The sequence below is a fragment of the Actinomadura craniellae genome (genome assembly GCF_003289645.1).
In the GTDB taxonomy this organism is placed as follows: Bacteria; Actinomycetota; Actinomycetes; order Streptosporangiales; family Streptosporangiaceae; genus Actinomadura_D; species Actinomadura_D craniellae.
On the sequence record NZ_QLYX01000002.1, the window covers coordinates 650,826 to 667,908 of the forward strand.

At 72.5% G+C, this 17,083-nt stretch carries 15 protein-coding genes; 2 read left to right on the forward strand and 13 right to left on the reverse strand.

Annotated elements, in window-relative coordinates; translation table 11 throughout:
* Positions 1 to 31: 31 nt before the first annotated feature.
* Both DPM19_RS06535 and DPM19_RS06540 read right to left on the reverse strand, forming a co-directional pair.
* Complete coding sequence (locus DPM19_RS06535; protein ID WP_111863952.1) at positions 32 to 481, reverse strand: TraR/DksA family transcriptional regulator; 450 nt, start codon at positions 479 to 481, stop codon at positions 32 to 34.
* 117 nt (positions 482 to 598) lie between these two features.
* A complete protein-coding gene (locus DPM19_RS06540) occupies positions 599 to 883 on the reverse strand; it encodes a DUF167 domain-containing protein (protein ID WP_111863854.1) in 285 nt (94 codons plus the stop codon).
* A 324-nt stretch (positions 884 to 1,207) separates the two neighbouring features.
* Here DPM19_RS06540 and ileS point away from each other — a divergent pair, with 324 nt between their 5' ends.
* A complete protein-coding gene (ileS, locus tag DPM19_RS06545; RefSeq protein WP_111863855.1) occupies positions 1,208 to 4,378 on the forward strand; it encodes an isoleucine--tRNA ligase in 3,171 nt (1,056 codons plus the stop codon).
* Positions 4,379 to 4,476: 98 nt separating this feature from the next.
* Positions 4,477 to 5,109: a DUF1707 SHOCT-like domain-containing protein gene (locus DPM19_RS06550; RefSeq protein ID WP_407642485.1), complete on the forward strand. Its 633-nt coding sequence runs from the start codon at positions 4,477 to 4,479 to the stop codon at positions 5,107 to 5,109.
* Between the two features lie 33 nt (positions 5,110 to 5,142).
* Here DPM19_RS06550 and DPM19_RS34745 read toward each other — a convergent pair whose 3' ends face one another.
* The 11 genes from DPM19_RS34745 to murD form a co-directional block, all read right to left on the reverse strand.
* Complete coding sequence (locus DPM19_RS34745) at positions 5,143 to 6,312, reverse strand: hypothetical protein (RefSeq protein ID WP_146778755.1); 1,170 nt, start codon at positions 6,310 to 6,312, stop codon at positions 5,143 to 5,145.
* Positions 6,313 to 6,447: 135 nt separating this feature from the next.
* Positions 6,448 to 7,377 carry a DivIVA domain-containing protein gene (locus tag DPM19_RS06565; protein ID WP_111863859.1) on the reverse strand — a complete coding sequence of 310 codons (930 nt, stop codon included), beginning with the start codon at positions 7,375 to 7,377 and terminating at the stop codon, positions 6,448 to 6,450.
* A gap of 75 nt (positions 7,378 to 7,452) precedes the next feature.
* The gene (locus DPM19_RS06570) at positions 7,453 to 7,740 is read right to left on the reverse strand and encodes a YggT family protein (protein ID WP_111863860.1); all 288 of its coding nucleotides are present in this window, start codon (positions 7,738 to 7,740) and stop codon (positions 7,453 to 7,455) included.
* Positions 7,741 to 7,761: 21 nt separating this feature from the next.
* Complete coding sequence (locus tag DPM19_RS06575; protein WP_111863953.1) at positions 7,762 to 8,286, reverse strand: cell division protein SepF; 525 nt, start codon at positions 8,284 to 8,286, stop codon at positions 7,762 to 7,764.
* A gap of 106 nt (positions 8,287 to 8,392) precedes the next feature.
* The gene (locus DPM19_RS06580; RefSeq protein WP_111863861.1) at positions 8,393 to 9,118 is read right to left on the reverse strand and encodes a YggS family pyridoxal phosphate-dependent enzyme; all 726 of its coding nucleotides are present in this window, start codon (positions 9,116 to 9,118) and stop codon (positions 8,393 to 8,395) included.
* Positions 9,096 to 10,490, reverse strand: a complete 1,395-nt coding sequence (gene ftsZ, locus DPM19_RS06585; RefSeq protein WP_111863862.1) for a cell division protein FtsZ — start codon at positions 10,488 to 10,490, stop codon at positions 9,096 to 9,098. Before ftsZ ends, DPM19_RS06580 begins: the two co-directional genes overlap by 23 nt.
* A 409-nt stretch (positions 10,491 to 10,899) precedes the next feature.
* Positions 10,900 to 11,667: a cell division protein FtsQ/DivIB gene (locus DPM19_RS06590; RefSeq protein WP_111863863.1), complete on the reverse strand. Its 768-nt coding sequence runs from the start codon at positions 11,665 to 11,667 to the stop codon at positions 10,900 to 10,902.
* 88 nt (positions 11,668 to 11,755) lie between these two features.
* Entirely contained in the window at positions 11,756 to 13,180 is a 1,425-nt protein-coding gene (gene murC, locus DPM19_RS06595) for a UDP-N-acetylmuramate--L-alanine ligase (protein WP_111863864.1), read from the reverse strand.
* Complete coding sequence (gene murG / locus DPM19_RS06600; RefSeq protein ID WP_111863865.1) at positions 13,177 to 14,271, reverse strand: undecaprenyldiphospho-muramoylpentapeptide beta-N-acetylglucosaminyltransferase; 1,095 nt, start codon at positions 14,269 to 14,271, stop codon at positions 13,177 to 13,179. The genes murC and murG overlap by 4 nt, the downstream gene beginning before the upstream one ends.
* 66 nt (positions 14,272 to 14,337) lie before the next feature.
* On the reverse strand, positions 14,338 to 15,612 hold the full coding sequence (gene ftsW, locus DPM19_RS06605; RefSeq protein ID WP_111863866.1) for a putative lipid II flippase FtsW: 1,275 nt from the start codon (positions 15,610 to 15,612) through the stop codon (positions 14,338 to 14,340).
* A gap of 77 nt (positions 15,613 to 15,689) precedes the next feature.
* A complete protein-coding gene (murD, locus tag DPM19_RS06610) occupies positions 15,690 to 17,078 on the reverse strand; it encodes a UDP-N-acetylmuramoyl-L-alanine--D-glutamate ligase (RefSeq protein WP_111863867.1) in 1,389 nt (462 codons plus the stop codon).
* Positions 17,079 to 17,083 lie beyond the last annotated feature (5 nt).

Sequence of the window (17,083 nt, forward strand, 5' to 3'; positions counted from 1 at the left end):
GCACGGACTTGTGTGGCGTCGTCTCGGGGGTTCAGCGACGCTCCTCGCGTTGTTTGCATGTCACGCATAGGGTCGCACGAGGAAAGGCCTGCAGGCGCGCCTTGCCGATGGGAAGGCTGCACGACTCGCAGGTCCCGTACGTCCCGGCGTCCATGCGGGCGATGGCCCGCTCGTTCTGGGCCCGCAGGTCACGGGCGTTGTGGGCGAGCGCCATCTCGTGCTCGCGCTCGTAGGTCTTGGCTCCCGCGTCGGCCTGGTCGTCGCCGGCCCCGTCGTTGGCGTCGCCCTCGGCGATCTGCGATTCGGCGGCGGCGATCTCGGCGGTGAACCCGGCCAGCTCGGTCTCGAGGCGGGAGCGGACCTCCGTGAGCTCGACGTCGCTCCAGCGCTCTTCGCCCACCCGGACGGGCAACTGCCCGGCGGCCGCCTGGGCGCGTTCGGCCGTGCCCGTGGCCGCCTTGCCCTGCTCCGCGCCGGTCATGCCGGCCCCCCTCGCGCTGATCTTGTCGACAGGCAGTGCGGGAAGCATAGGTCTCCTTAGAGATGTCGGCAAATGACCTGGGTTGACTACAGGCCGCATATGCCCAAGAGCGGGTAGTCAGGAACCCCGCAGCCCCGCGATCCGTGTAGTGATGTAGGTCACATCACCGTCGATCTCCACTACCTTGTCGCGGCTGGTGGCGCCCGTGACCAGGCGGACATCGCGCCGCCGCACGCCCACCGCGTCGGCCACCGCGCGCAGCGCCGCCTCCGTCGCCCGCCCCTCCACCGCCCGCGCCGGAACCCGGACGACCAGCGCCCCGCCATGCGTCCCGCCCACCGCGACCCGGGCCGCGCCGGGGCGCACCCTGATCGCCACCCGGACCCCCGTCCCGTCCCCCATGCCGCCTCCCCTCCGGATAACGGGAAGAGTTTCCCCGCCAGGTGCGTTATCGTCGCAGTCATCGGCACGGCCTTGATGAGGACACCTGCCGCCGAAACGCAGCCATGAGCGACCCGGGGACGGTGCGAGCCCGGGGGCGGGCCCGGCGGTCTGATCACCTCGGAGCCGCCGGAAGAACCGTCCGCACGGACCCAGTAGACCCGGCCGCCGAGACCCGAACGAAGCGGGCCGCCCCACGGGCGCGGCCAAGGAGGGTGGTACCGCGGGGCCCCGGGCCTCGTCCCTCCGGTCCACGTCAACGTGTCGATCCGGAGGTCCGCCGCCGTGACGAAACAGTTCCGGCCCCTGCCCGCGCAGGTCGATCTGCCCGCCCTGGAGCGGGAGATGCTGCGCCGCTGGCAGGACGGCAAGGTCTTCGAACGCTCCCTGGAGCGCACCGCGGCGGGACCCCGCTGGGTGTTCTACGAGGGGCCGCCCACCGCCAACGGGATGCCCGGCGTGCACCACGTCGAGGCCCGCGTCTTCAAGGACGTCTTCCCGCGTTTCAAGACCATGAAGGGTTTCCACGTCCCCCGCAAGGCCGGCTGGGACTGCCACGGCCTGCCCGTCGAGGTGGCGGTGGAGAAGGAGCTCGGCCTCTCCGGCAAGCGGGACATCGAGGCCTACGGCGTCGCCGAGTTCAACGCCCGCTGCCGCGAGTCGGTGCAGCGGCACGTCGACGCCTTCGAGGACATGACCGAGCGGATGGGCTACTGGGTCGACATGTCCCAGGCCTACTGGACCATGAACGCCGACTACGTCGAGGCGGTGTGGTGGTCGCTCAAGGTCATCTTCGACAAGGGCCTGCTGGTCCGCGACCACCGCATCAGCCCGTACTGCCCGCGCTGCGGCACCCCGCTGTCGGACCACGAGCTGGGCCAGCCCGGCGGGTACGAGACGGTCGTCGACCCCTCGGTGACCGTGCGGTTCCCGGTCGTCTCCGGGGCGCTGGCCGGGCAGGCCGACCTGCTGGTGTGGACCACCACCCCCTGGACGCTGGTCTCCAACACCGCCGTGGCCGTCCACCCCGAGGTGACGTACGTGGTGGCCGAGGGCCCCGGCGGGCGGGTCGTGGTCGCCGAGCCGCTGTTCGACAAGGTCCTCGGCGAGGGCTGGCAGGTCACCCGGCGGCTGCCCGGTACGGACCTGGTCGGCGCCGCCTACCGGCGGCCGTTCGACCTCGTCGAGATCCCTGACGCGCACCGGGTGATCGGCGCCGACTTCGTGACCACCGAGGACGGCACCGGCCTGGTGCACATGGCGCCCGCGTTCGGTGCCGACGACTTCGCCGCCTGCCGGGCCAACGGGCTGCCGGTGGTGAACCCGATCCGCCCGGACGGCCGGTTCGAGCAGGCGGTCCCGCTGGTCGGCGGGATGTTCTTCAAGGAGGCCGACCGCGTCCTGGTCGACGACCTGGAGGCCCGCGGGGTGCTGTTCCGGGCCGAGTCCTACGAGCACAGCTACCCGCACTGCTGGCGCTGCCACACGCCGCTGCTCTACTACGCGCTGCCCGCCTGGTACATCAAGACGACGCAGATCAAGGACCGGCTGCTGGCGGAGAACGCCCGCACCCACTGGTTTCCCGAGACCGTCAGGGACGGCCGGTACGGCGAGTGGCTGCGCAACAACGTCGACTGGTCGCTGTCGCGCAGCCGCTACTGGGGCACCCCGCTGCCGCTGTGGGTGTGCGACGACGACCACGTGACGTGCGTGGGCTCGCTGGCCGAGCTCGGCGCGCTGGCCGGTGCCGACCTGTCGGCGCTGGACCCGCACCGCCCGTACGTCGACGACGTGACCTTCGGCTGCCCCGAGTGCGGCGGCGAGGCCCGCCGGGTCCCGGACGTGATCGACGCCTGGTACGACTCGGGCTCGATGCCGTTCGCTCAGTGGGGCGCGCCGCACCGCAACAAGGACGTCTTCGACGCCTCCTACCCCGCCCAGTACATCTGCGAGGCGCAGGACCAGACCCGCGGCTGGTTCTACTCGCTGATGGCGGTCGGGACGCTGGTGTTCGACCGGTCCTCCTACGAGAACGTGCTCTGCCTGGGGCTGATCCTCGCCGAGGACGGCCGCAAGATGAGCAAGCACCTGGGCAACGTCCTCGAACCGATCCCGCTGATGGACCGGCACGGCGCCGACGCGCTGCGCTGGTACATGCTGGCCAGCGGGCTGCCCTGGGCCGCCCGGCGGGTCGGCCACGCGGCGCTGGAGGAGATCGTCCGCAAGGTGCTCCTCACCTACTGGAACACCGCCTCGTTCTTCGTGCTGTACGCCAACGCCGCCGCGGCCGGCGGCGGCCGGGCCTGGACGCCTGACCGCGCCGCCGCGGCGCCCGCACCGGCCGACCGGCCGATGCTCGACCGGTGGGCGCTGGCCGAGTTGCACCGCACGGTCGCCGAGGTCGACGCCGCGATGGAGGAGTTCGACACCTCCCGGGCGGGCCGGCGGCTCGCCGAGTTCGTCGACGACCTGTCCAACTGGTACGTCCGCCGGTCCCGGCGGCGGTTCTGGGAGGGCCCGGAGAGCCCGGAGGGCGCCGCGGCGTTCGCCACGCTCTACGAGTGCCTGGAGACGGTGACCCGGCTGATGGCGCCACTGGTGCCCTTCGTCACCGACTACGTGTGGGACGTGCTGCGGCCCGAGGACGGGCCCGACTCGGTGCACCTGACCGAGTGGCCGGCCGTCCGGGAGGAACTGCTCGACCCGGAGCTGACCGCCCAGATGGGCCTGGTCCGGCGACTGGTCGAGCTGGGCCGGGCCGCCCGCGCCTCCAGCGGTGTACGGACCCGCCAGCCGCTGGGCCGGGCCCTGGTGGGCGCGCCCGGCTGGGCCGCGCTGCCGGCCGAGCTGCGCGCCCAGATCGCCGACGAGCTCAACGTGACGCAGTTCGAGGAGCTGTCGTCGATCGGCGGCGACCTGGTCGAGTACGCGGTCAAGCCCAACTTCCGCGAGCTGGGCCGGCGGTACGCCAAGGACACTCCACAAGTGGCCAAGGCGGTCACCGCGGCCGACCCGGCCGAGCTGGTGCGGGTGCTGCGCTCGGCCGGTACGGTCACGCTGGCGGCGACCGGGATCGGCGAGGTGGCCCTGGGGCCGGACGACGTGGTGGTCACCGAGCGGCCGCGCAGCGGCTGGGCGGTCGAGAGTGCCGCGGGCGAGACCCTGGCGCTGGACCTGGAGGTCACCCCGCAGCTGCGGCGGGCCGGCCTGGTCCGCGAGGTCGTCCGGCTCGTCCAGGATGCCCGCAAGTCTTCGGGGCTGGAGGTCACCGACCGGATCGAGCTGTGGTGGGAGGCTGGTTCCGACGACCTCGCCGAGGCGCTGCGCACCGACGGCGACACGGTGGCGACCGAGGTTCTGGCGGTGGGTCTGCACGAGGGCCCCGCTCCCGAGGACCTGGTCCGGCACCACGATGCGGAGCTCGGCTTCACCTTCCGGCTGCGTCGCGCCGGCTGAGGTCCACCCGGTTCCGACGGGACCGCCCGCCGTCCGGGCGGTCCCGTTCGATCCCGGGATGGGTAGTCGAGACACATCGTGTTTGGAATGATGTACCGGTGAGCCCAGAACAGCCCGCACAGCCCGACCCGTCCCGGATGCGCGCCTCCGACGCCGATCGCGACCGGGTCGCCGACCAGTTGCGCGAAGCGCTGGCCGAGGGGCGGATCACCCCCGAAGAGCACACCGAGCGCATCGAGGCCGTCTACGCGGCGAAGACGTACGCCGAACTCGTCCCGGTCCTGGAGGACCTGCCGACGGCGGGCGACGCGCCTGACACCGAGGTGAACCTGCGCAAGGAGACCTCTCCGCAGGCCCCCGACCGGCAGTCCCCCACCCTTGTGGCGATCTTCAGCGGCGCCGAGCGGAAGGGTCGCTGGCTGGTCGAACCGACCACCAACGTGATCACCGTGTTCGGCGGGGTGACCCTCGACTTCCGGGAGGCGGTGCTGTCACAGCGCGAAGTCACCGTCAACGTCACCTGCATCTTCGGCGGGGTGGACATCAAGGTGCCGCCCGGGGTGCGGGTCATCAACTCCAACGTCGCCATCTTCGGCGGTACCTCGGTGCCCGGCGACGATCCGCTGGAGGCCGGCGCGCCGGTGATCCGGGTCACCGGGCTGACCCTCTTCGGTGGCGTGGACGCCAAGCGCAAGTCGCTCAAGCGCCGCAGGAACGGATCCCAGGGCTGACCGGGCGGGGCACCCCGCCTCGCCCCGGTCCTCTCAGGCGTGCGCCTTGTCGGGCTGGCAGACCAGGCAGGGCGTGCACCCCCGGGCCCGGGCCTCCGCCTGGCTCAGCGCCTCCAGGTCCTCGGCCTCGTCGCCGATGTCCTCGATCAGCGCGCAGTCGGCCCGGTGGTAGCGCTTGGTGCCGCTGAGGATGCGCACCTGGGGTCCGGGGTCCGGAGCTTCTCCCCCGGGCTCCTCGGGTTCGGACTTGAGCCGCCGTGGCCGCTCGGCCGCCCGCGGGGCGGAGGCGGCCGGTTCCGGACGCTGGGGAGGCGGCACGGGAGCGGCCTTCCCGCCGGCCTCCGGGGGGGTCCGATCGGCGGGATCCGCCGCGATCGGGTCCGTGGCCGGGGTACTGGGCGTGGACCACGCCGAGGGCGGGTCGCCGGCCAGTGACCCGGTTCCGAGCCGGTCGGGCTCGCGGGTGGGGGCCGGAGCGGCGGGAGGCGCCGATGGCGCGCCCAGAACGCTCGCCGGGGCCGTGGGCGGCTCCGACGCGGCGGGCGGCGGCTGCGGGGCGCTCAGCGGCGCCGCGGCGGCGGCCGTCGGCTTCTTCGCGGCGTCCTTGCCTGCCTGCTCCGCCTTCTCACCCTTCTTCGCGGGCTCCGGCTTCGCGACTCCCGCGGCGGCGCGCGCCGCCAGCGCGGTGTCGGGCAGGCAGGCGGTACAGGGGCTGAAGCCCTCTTCCTTCGCCTCGGCGTAGGTGAGCTCTTCCCGATCCCGCCCGGTGAGCTGCCGGCAACTGTCGATGTGGTAACGCTTGCGCCCCCGGACGACGTAGACGATCGCGTCCTCGGGCACCTCCGCCGACGGCGAGGGCAGCGTCAGGGTGTCGCCCGGGACCGCGTCCCCCTGCTCGGCCGGAGTCGCGGCGCCCTTGCCCTTGGCCGCGGACTTGCCCACCGCCTTCTTCTGCGCGGCCCTGGCCTTCTTCTTCCTGGTGGAGGAGGCCACCGCACTTCCCGTGCCGAAGAGCTCCCGGCGGCGCAGGAAGACCCCGAAGGACAGACAGAGCGCGGAAACGACGCTGACCGAGATCGAGATGTAGATCAGCGTCAGCGCGTCGAGTCCGAAGACCTGCGCGCTCTCTCCGTTACTCGCGACGATGCCCACGACGAGCAGGGCGATCGCCACCACCACGAGTACGCCACTCAGGATGATCACGGGGTTTTCTCTCCTCATACGGGTCGCGCACCGACCCGGTAATCACCGCACCACCGCATACCAAACACGCTCCGGACGGCAACAGTGCCATCCGCGGCGCGCGGGCCCGATGGACCGAAGCTCTCCCGTCGGGCCTCAGCGCCGGTCGTGCGGCGGGTTGTCGGCCGTGTGGAAGGCGCCGGTAGCGGAGTGCTGGGCATGCTGGGGCGGCTCTCCGTGCTGCGGGAACGGAGTCGGGCCGGTGGCCGTGGGCGGCGGCGCAGGCTGGCCTGCACGAACCTCTGCGTGCTGCAACACGGGCTGCGGACCGGTCTGCGGGCCTCCCTGAGCCGGCTGCGGACCCGTCTGCGGACCACCCTGGCCGGGCATGCCCGGCGGGAAGGCCCCGCCTTCGTTCGCGCCGAGTTCCAGCTCGCGGAGCTGACCCTCCAGATAGACCTTCAACCTGCTGCGGTACTCGCGCTCGAACGCCCGCAGGTTGTCGACCTCGCGCTCCAGTTCCTCGCGCTGCTGCACCAGGGAGCCCATCACCTGACGGTGCCGCTCCTGGGCGTCGCGGTCGAGGGTCTCGGCCCGCGAGCGCGCCTCGCTGACGATGTGGTCGGCCTGCCGGCGCGCCTTGCCGAGGATCTCCTCGGCCTCCCGGCGGGCCCGGCCCAGCGTCTCGTCGGCCTCGCGGCGGGCGTCGGCGATCGCCTGGTCGGCGGTCTGCTGCGCCAGCGCCAGGACGCGGGCCGCGGTGTCCATGTTGTCCTCGCCGCTGGGCGCCATGCCCAGGCTGCCGAGCGGCGCGGGCTCCGGCTCCGGCTTGGGCTCGGGACGGGGCGGCTCGGGGATCGGAGCGATGTCGGGCTTCGGCTCGACGATGGGAGCTGCCATCGCGGGCACCTTGCCACGCAGGCATTCGGCCAGCTTGGCGCGCAGCTCCTCGTTCTCCTGGATGAGCCGGTCGAGCTCGGCCTCGACCTCGTCGAGGAAGGCGTCGACCTCCTCCTCGTCATAGCCCGGCCTCAGCCGGGTGGTACTGAACTGCTTGTTCCGCACATCGGCGGGTGTCAGTGGCATGTCGTCTCCTTGGCGCGCTTGGAGTCTGTCCCCAAAGGACGGTATCCGATCAGAGCCTCTGTACGAAGATGATCACTACGACCAGCTCTGCACGAAGATGATCATGACCCAGACCACAATGAAGAGCACCGTAAAGCTGAGGTCCAGTGCCACGTTACCCAGACGCACCGGCGGGAGGAAACGCCTCAGCAGCTTCAGGGGTGGATCGGTGACCGTGTACACGGCTTCGGCCAGCACGAGCACCAGCCCCGTAGGGCGCCATGATCGGGCAAACGACTGCACGGTCTCCAGGATCAATCTCCCGATCAGCAGCAGGAGGAAGAGGTACAGAAGTACGCTCAGCACGGTTCCGACGATCGTCACGGATACTCTCGCAGGTAGCTGTCAGCTTTGGTTGAAGAATCCACGTTCTGCCATCCGGGCCTTGTCCTCCGCCGTCACCTCCACGTTGGCGGGCGACAGGAGGAACACCTTGTTCGTAACACGCTCGATGCTCCCATGGAGGCCGAACACGAGACCTGCCGCGAAGTCGACCAGCCGCTTGGCATCGCTGTCCATCATCTCGGTCAGGTTCATGATCACCGGAGTGCCCTCCCGGAAGTGCTCCCCGATGGTCCTCGCCTCGTTGTAGGTCCTGGGGTGCAGCGTAGTGATACGCGCAAGGTCGGAGGAACCGGAATCGTAAAGCGCTACGGAACGTCGCTCCGTCGTCGACGCCAGGTGATGGTCCCGGTCCCGGTCCGTGGCGTCCTCGCCTCGGGTAAGCTGACCGCCGGGCTCGTCGTCGTGGCGACGCCGGCCCTGGTCGACGGCCTCGTCGTCATAGACGTCGTAGTCGTCGTACTCGTCGTAGCGGTCGTCCTCCACGAGGCCGAGGTAGACCGCCATCTTGCGCATCGCGCTGGCCATGTGCCCCTCCATCGTCCTGTGGGGCGGTGCCGGGTCTCCGGTGACCGCTGGTGGACTGGTCGACGTTCCGTGTCGCCTGTTCATGGCAGGCGCCACTGGGGGGACATTACCTGACGATTGCCCGCCTGCCGCCGAGCAACGCCGTACCGACACGCACGTGTGTCGCGCCACACGCGATCGCCTCGGCGAGATCCCCGCTCATTCCGGCGGAGATCACCCCTGCCGCCGGATGATCTCGCCGCACCCGTGCCGCGATCTCGGCCAGCGCGGTGAACGCGGCGCGGGGGTCGGAGCCCAGCGGGGCGACCGCCATCACCCCGCCCAGATCCAGCCCTTCGGCCCCGGCGATCTCGTCGGCCAGCCGGAGGACGTCCGCCGGACGGATTCCTCCGCGCGCCTCGTCCTCGTCCAGCGCGACCTGGACCAGGCAGCGCGGCCGGCGCCCGGACCGGGCCGCGGCGGACGAGAGCGCGGCAACCAGCCGGGACCGGTCGACCGAGTGCACGACATCGGCGTAGGAGACCACCGAGCGCGCCTTGTTGGTCTGCAACTGCCCGACGAAGTGCCAGGTGAGGCCGAGCCCGGCGCACTGCGCGACCTTGGGGCCGGCTTCCTGGTCGCGGTTCTCCGCGACGTCCGTGACGCCCAGGCCGGCCAGCAGCCGGACGTCGGAGGCGGGGAACGTCTTCGTCACCGCGACGAGCGTCACCTCGGCCGGATCGCGGCCCGCGGCGGCGCAGGCCGCGGCGATCCGGGCACGCACCTCCGCCAGTCCCGCGGCCACCTCGTCGGCGCGTCCGCTCACGGAGTCACTTGAGGAAGTCGGGAACATCCAGGTCGTCGTCCTCGTCGAACACGACCGGCTGCCGACGGCGGGCCGGCTCCTTGTCCTTCCACCCCGGGGCCGCCGGTGAGTCGCCGTCAGTGTCGGCGGGAGCCGCCGGAGCGGGCTGGGATGTCCGCGCCGCGGTCGGCTCGCTCGCCGGCCGCGGCACATTAGGGCGCGCCGCGGACTCGGAATCGCGCTCGTCGTCGGCCGGCCGCGAGGTGGCGGGCTCGGCGGGCTCCGCGGACAGCGCCTCGCGCGGCGGTGCGGCGGGCGACGCGGCCGCGGCCTGGGCCACCGGCTGCTGCGGGGGTTCGGGCCGGGAGATCCGGCTGGGAATCGGATTCGCCGGGGCGGTGCTCGGCGGCGGGGCCGCCGCTCGGGGCGGCGGCGTCTGCAGCCGCCGGGTCTCGGGTGCGGGTTTGCTCGGCCGGCCCTCGTCGAAGCCCGCGGCGATCACCGTCACCCGGACCTCGTCGCCCAGCGCGTCGTCGATGACGGCGCCGAAGATGATGTTGGCGTCGGGGGCGGCGGCATTGGAGACGAGCTGGGCCGCCTCGTTGATCTCGAAGAGACCGAGATCCGAACCGCCGGAGATGGACAGCAGCACGCCGTGCGCACCGTCGATGCTGGCCTCCAGCAGCGGGCTGGAGATCGCCATCTCGGCCGCGGCCACGGAGCGGTCGTCGCCGCGCGCGGAGCCGATGCCCATCAGGGCCGAACCCGCGCCGGACATGACCGACTTCACGTCGGCGAAGTCGAGGTTGATCAGACCGGGAGTGGTGATCAGGTCCGTGATGCCCTGGACACCGGAGAGCAGCACCTGGTCGGCGGCCTTGAAGGCGTCGAGCACGCTGACCTGGCGGTCGGAGATCGACAGCAGTCGGTCGTTGGGAATGACGATGAGGGTGTCGACCTCGTCGCGCAGCGTCTCGATGCCCGCCTCGGCCTGCATCGCGCGGCGCTTGCCCTCGAAGCTGAACGGCCTCGTCACCACGCCGATGGTGAGGGCGCCCAGCGAGCGGGCGATGTTGGCGACCACCGGGGCTCCGCCGGTGCCGGTACCACCACCCTCCCCCGCGGTCACGAACACCATGTCGGCGCCCTTGAGGACCTCCTCGATCTCCTCGCGGTGATCCTCGGCCGCCTTCCGCCCCACGTCGGGGTTGGCGCCGGCCCCCAGACCGCGCGTGAGCTCGCGGCCCACGTCGAGCTTGACGTCGGCGTCACTCATCAGCAGCGCCTGGGCATCGGTGTTGATCGCGATGAACTCGACGCCCTTGAGACCCTCCTCGATCATCCGATTGACGGCGTTGACGCCGCCGCCGCCGATACCGACGACCTTGATGACCGCGAGGTAATTCTGCGGTGCTGCCACGACGAGGGGCCTTTCCGCTCGCTCTATCCGACCGATCGGCCCGGTTCGGTGAACCGGTGCCGCTGCGGTGTCGCTGGACCTGGTTGTGTTCGGTTGCGAGGACGGTGACGGTACGAACCGCCCCAACCCTCACCCTCAAGTTGAGGTTTACAGTTATGTCAACTTGAAGACTGATACGGACAGTAGGGGCGCTCAACCACCAGGGTCAACTAACCCCCCGCGAACTGAGTCGGCGTGTCGCAGTGAGACCGGGTTGCCCCGGTTCGCCGCACCGAAGCCCCTCCCGACGCACCGGTCTCCCCAGATTGCCCCATCGGAGGCCGGTGAACCGTTCGACACTCGGTCAAAGACGTCCTCGTGCTCCGTCTTCGGCCCGTCTTGGTCTCTCGCATACGGAAGGTGATGATCATCACGAGGTGGTCACCACCTCGGGTGAGCTCACGTCGATCGACCGGGCCGACCGCCCGGCGGGCGTGCCCTGCAACGCGTCGATCAACCGGATCTTCTCCGCGGCCCGCTCCGGCGCCCCCCAGACGACCGCCGTGCCCGCCTTCAGCCGGAGCGTGACGTCCTCCGGCCCCGGCGCCTCGATCGCCACCAGCCGCCCGGTCAGCCGGGTCGGCAGGCTCCGCAGCACGCGCAGCGCCGCGCCCGTCGCCGGATCCGCCGGTCCCGGCGCGGTCACCACCAGCAGCGGCAGGCCGGGCCGCGCCGCGGTGTCGGTGACCGTCACGCCATGCCGGTCGAGCTGGTAGAACCGCCCGCCCCGTTCCACCGCGACCAGGGGAATCCGCTCCCGGACGACGATCCGCACCGTCGTCGGCCAGCGCCGCTCCACCCGGGCGGACTCGACCTCCCGTAGCGCCGTCACCCGGTCGCGGACCGCGCCGGTGTCCAGCCGCGCCAGCGGGTGGCCGAGCTGCACCTGGGCCGCCGCGACGAGGCGGTCGCGGGCCACCAGGTGGGTGCCCGCCACCTCCACCTGCCGGACGACCAGCAGCCGGGAGCCGAGGACCGCCCACGCGGCGGTGCCGAGCACGCCCAGCACCAACAGGGCGACGAACGCCGCCTTCCACCGGTCGAGCCGCCGCCGGGTGCGGGCCGGGCCCGGCGAGGACTCGGCGGCGGGATCGGCCTGCTCCGGCGGCTTGTCCGTTTCCGTTTCCGTGTCCGCCATCCGCCGATGATGGCCCGAAACGCCCGGCGGGCCGGGGATCCCACGCCGGGCGGGCTCAGGTCGGGCTCAGGTGGGACTCGGGCGGGGCTCAGCCGGAATCGGCCAGCCGCTGCAGGATCAGCGGGCCCAGGTCCGTCACGTCCCCGGCGCCCAGCGTGATGACGATGTCGCCCGGACGGACCAGCCCGGCCACCGTACCGGGCACCTCGGCCCGGTCGGGGACGTAGACCGTCACGGTACCGGCGGGCACGGTGTCGGCCACCAGCCGGCCCGTCACCCCCGGCTCGGGGTCCTCCCGGGCACCGTAGACGTCGAGTACCACGGCCGTGTCGGCCAGGCCCAGCGCGGCCCCGAACTCGGCCGCGAAGAACCTGGTGCGGCTGTAGAGGTGCGGCTGGAACACCGCGATGATCCGGCCGGCCCGGCCGGTCTCCTGAGCACGCTGCCCGGCGTAGTCGCGGGTCGCCTCCAGGTCGGCGGTCAGCTCCGTCGGATGGTGGGCGTAGCTGTCGAAGAGCTCGACCCCCGCGGTCTCCCCCTTGCGCTCCAGCCGGCGCATCGCCCCGCCGAAGCCGGCCAGCCCGTCCCGGACGGCGGAGAAGTCGCAGCCCAGCGCCCCGGCGACCGCGACCACGGCGGCCGCGTTGAGGGCGTTGTGCCGGCCGGGCACCCCCAGCGTCACCTCGCCCAGCCCTTCGACGACGAACCGCGAGCCCAGCCCGCGCGGGGTGAAGCCGATGACCCGCAGGTCGGCGTCGGCGGCCGTGCCGTAGGTCCGCACGGTCAACCCGCGGGCCCGGCCGAGATCGGCCAGTTCCACCGCCACCGGGTCGTCGGCGCCCGCGATGAGCACCCCGCCCGGCTCGATGCGGTCGACGAACCGGGCGAAGTTCTCTTTGACCTTCTCGAAGCCGCCGTAGTTGTCGAGGTGGTCCGCCTCGACATTGGTGATCACCGCGATCCGCGGCGTGTACATCAGGAACGACCCGTCGCTCTCGTCGGCCTCGGCCACGAACACGTCGCCGCTGCCCTCGTCGGCGCCCAGCCCGGTGGTGACCAGCTGGCCGCCGATGCAGTACGCCGGGTCGACTCCCGCGTGCTGCAACGCCACGGTGAGCATGGAGGTGGTCGTCGTCTTGCCGTGCGTGCCCGCCACGGCCACCGCCCGGCGGCCGATCATCAGCGCCGCCAGCGCCGCCGACCGGTGCAGCACCCGCAGCCCGCGCTCGCGGGCGGCGACCAGCTCCGGATTGGTCGGGCGGATCGCGGTGGACACCACCACGGTGTCGGCGTCGCCCAGGTACTCGGCGGCATGACCGACGAACACCTTGGCGCCCAGCCCGGCGAGCTGGCCGAGCAGGTCCGAATCGCGCGCGTCGCTGCCGGAGACCGCGATGCCCCGCTTGAGCATGATGCGCGCGATACCGGACATACCGGCGCCGCCGATCGCGATGAAGTGGACCTTGCCCAGCCGTTCGGCGGGGACGATCTCGCCGGGGTCGATCAGGCTCATGCCCGCGCGCCCCCGCGCGCCACGTCGCGCACCATGCGGGCCAGCGTCACGTCGGCGTCGCGATGGCCGATACCCGCCGCGGCCTCGGACATCCGGGCCACCCGTGCCGGGTCGGCCAGCACCGGCAGCACGTTGCCCTGGATCCACTCCGGGGTCAGCTCGGCGTCGTCGATCAGCAGGCCGCCGCCGGCCGCGACGACCGGCTCGGCGTTCAGCCGCTGCTCGCCGTTGCCGTGCGGCAACGGGACGTAGACGCCGGGCAACCCGACCGCCGCCAGTTCGGCGCAGGTCATCGCCCCGGCCCGGCACATGGCCATGTCGGCCGCGGCGTACGCCAGGTCCATCCGGTCGCAGTACGGCAGGGTCACGTACTGCGGGGCGTTCGGCGGCCCGGGCTCCGGCTCCTCGGTGTTCTTGGGGCCGACGATGTGCAGCACCTGGATGCCGGCCGCGCGGAACGCCGGGGCCGTGGCCACCGCCGCGCGGTTGAGGGAGCGGGCGCCCTGCGAGCCACCGAAGATCAGCAGGGTCGGCAGGTCGGGCAGCAGCCCGAAGTACGAGCGCGCCTTGTCGCCCATGGCCAGCCGGTCGAGCGAGGCGATCTCCCGGCGCAGCGGGATGCCCACGAAGGTGGACTTGGGCAACGGCGAGTCGGGGTGCGACACCGCCACGTGCTCGGTGAACCGGGCGCCCAGCCGGTTGGCCAGCCCGGCCCGCGGGTTGGCCTCGTGCACGACGATCGGCACGCGGCGCTTGCGGGCGGCGAGGTAGCCGGGGGTGGCGACGTAACCGCCGAAGCCGACCAGCACCTCGGCCCGGGTCCGGTCGAGCACCGCGGCGGCGGCGTTGATCGCGCCGCGCAACCGGCCCGGGACCGTCAGCAGCCGGGGGGTCAGCGTCCGGGGCAGCGGGACCGGCGGGATCAGCGCCAGCTCGTACCCGCGCTGGGGTACCAGGCGGGTCTCCAGCCCGCGCTCGGTGCCCAGACAGGTGACCTCGACACTGGGATCTTCCCGGCGCAACGCGTCCGCGAGGGCCAGGGCGGGCTCGATGTGTCCAGCGGTGCCGCCGCCGGCCAGGACAACCCTCATGTTCGCGAACGCCTCCTCAGCGTGTCTTTCTCAGGCGCCCTCTCGGGGCAGTACTCCAACGCCTTCTCACCGCCGTGCCAGGCCCAGCCAGCTTAGGGCTCGCGACGCCGGCCCGGGACCACGAGCGGCCAGCGCCTGCCGCGCCCCCGGCTCGCGCTTGGCGAACGCCAGCAGCATGCCCAGCGCGATCAAGGTGGGAATCAGCGCGGACCCTCCGTAGGAGACGAGCGGCAACGGGATGCCGGTGATCGGCAGCACGCCGATCACCGCACCGATGTTGACGATCGCCTGGACCACGAGCCAGGCCGTCGCCCCCGAGGCGGCCAACCGCATGAACGGATCCTTGACCCGCCGGGCGATCCGGAGACCGGCATAGGCCAGCAACCCGAACAGACCCAGCACGACGAGCGTACCGATCAGGCCGAGTTCCTCACCGATGATCGCGAAGATGAAGTCCGTCTCCGCATGGGGCAGGTAGTCCCACTTGGCCCGGCTTTCCCCCAGGCCCGTTCCGAACCAGCCGCCGGTGGCCACCGCGTACAACCCCTGCATCCCCTGGTAACGGTCGCCCAGCGGGTCGCCTGAGGGGTCCAGGAAGCCGGTGAGCCGTCGCATCCGGTACGGCTCGACCACGATCAGGATCGCCACCAGCAGGCAGATCAGCCCGCTCATCCCGAGGAACAGCCGGCCCGGGGCGCCGATCACCCACAGCAGCGCCAGGAAGATCGTGAGCAGCACGAGCGTGGTGCCCAGGTCGCTGCCGAACATCACCAGCAGGACCAGCACGCCGGTCGCCGGCAGCAGCGGCACCAGCAGCTGGCGCCAGTCGGTCAGCAGCTTCAGCTTCTCCTTGCGGGCCAGCAGGTCAGCGCCCCACAGCACCAGCGCCAGCTTCGCGGGCTCGGACGGCTGGAGCTGGACGAACCCGAAGTCGATCCAGCGGGTCGCCCCGCCCGCCTCCCGGCCCAGCCCCGGGATCAGCGCCATCGACAGCGCGATCGCCGACAGCAGCAGCAGCGGGTAGGCCAGCGCCCGGAACGCCTTGACCTGCAGCCGGGCCGCGACCCACATCGCGGGCAGGCCCAGCGCCATCCACATCGCCTGCTTCTGCACCAGGGTGAAGGCCGAGCCGGTCTTCTGCAGCTGGGAGACGCTCGACGCGGACAGCACCATGGTCAGGCCCAGGCCGAGCAGCATCATCGTGCAGCCCAGCACCAGGTAATAGGAGGTCAGCGGGCGGTCGAGCAACCCGACCACGGCCGCCGTCTGGCTCCGCGCCGACGCCGTCCACCCGGCCTGCTCCGTCGCGTCCGCCGTCCGCTCGACCGGTTCCGCGCTCACGGCGCACCCACCGGCGGGCGGTCAGCGCTCCGCACGCGCGGGCCGACCGCTCCGCTCGCTTCGCGGGCCACCGCGGCTCACCGCTCGGGAAGCCGGTGGACCGCGGCGGCGAAGGCGTCGCCGCGGGCGCCGTAGCCGGCGAACATGTCGAAGGAGGCCCCCGCGGGGGCGAGCAGCACGGTGTCGCCGGCGCTGGCCAGCCGGGCGGCTTCGGTGACGACGCGGTCCATCGCCCCAGTGTCGGTGTCGGCGACGTCCACGACGGGGACATTCGGCGCGTGTCGCGCCAGCGCCGCCGCGATCTGGGCCCGGTCGGCCCCGATCAGCACCGCCGCGCGCAGCCGGTCGGCGCACGAGCGGACCGCGTCGTCGATGTCGGCGCCCTTGAGCAGCCCCCCGGCGATCCAGACGACCGACGTGTAGGCGCTCAGCGAGGCCGCCGCCGCGTGCGGGTTGGTGGCCTTGGAGTCGTCCACGTAGTCGACCCCGGCCACCGTCGCCACCCGCTCGATCCGGTGCGGATCGGGCCGGAACGCCCGCAGGCCCTCCCGTACCGCCTCCGGTGCCACCCCGTAGGCGCGGGCCAGGGCGGCGGCCGCCAGGGCGTTGGCCACGTTGTGCGGGGCGAACGGGCGGACGTCGGCCAGTTCCGCCAGCTCGACCGCCTCCCGGTGCGGGTCGGCGGTGAACGCCCGGTCGACCAGCAGGTTCTCCACCACGCCGAGCCGTCCCGCGACCGGGGTCGCCAGGGTGAAGCCGACGCCGCGCTCGGCCCCGCCGCCCAGGCGCACCGACCATTCGTCGTCGGCGTTCACCACCGCGAGGGTGCCGGGCGCGAAGATGCGGCCCTTGTCGGCCGCGTAGGCGTCCAGCGAGCCGTGCCAGTCGATGTGGTCGGGGGCCACGTTGAGCACCGTGGCGGCCAGCGGGACGACCGAGCTCGACCAGTGCAGCTGGTAGCTCGACAGCTCCACCGCCAGCACCTCGTGCGACGGGTCGAGGACGGCCTCCACGATCGGCGTGCCGACGTTGCCGACGGCGAGGGTGCGGTGCCCGGCCGCCTCCAGCATGCGCACCAGCATGCGCACCGCGGTGGTCTTGCCGTTGGTGCCGGTCACCGCCAGCCAGGGGGCGGCGTCGGGGCCGCGCAGCCGCCAGGCCAGCTCCACCTCGCCGTAGATCTCGGTGCCCGCGGCCGCCGCGGCGGCGAGCAACGGCACGGCGGGCGACCAGCCCGGCGAGGTGACGACCAGGGCGGTGCCGTCCGGCAGCGTGTCGCCGTCGCCCAGGCGGACCGTCACCCCCTGCGCGCGCAGCGGCTCGGCCTGCTCCTGTGCCGCCTCGTCGGCGCGGGCGTCCACCACGGTGACCCGGGCGCCGCGCTCGGCCAGCACCCGGGCCGCGGCGGCACCCGACACACCCAACCCCGCCACGCACACCGGCAGGTCCTGCCATGAAACGCCCATGCTTG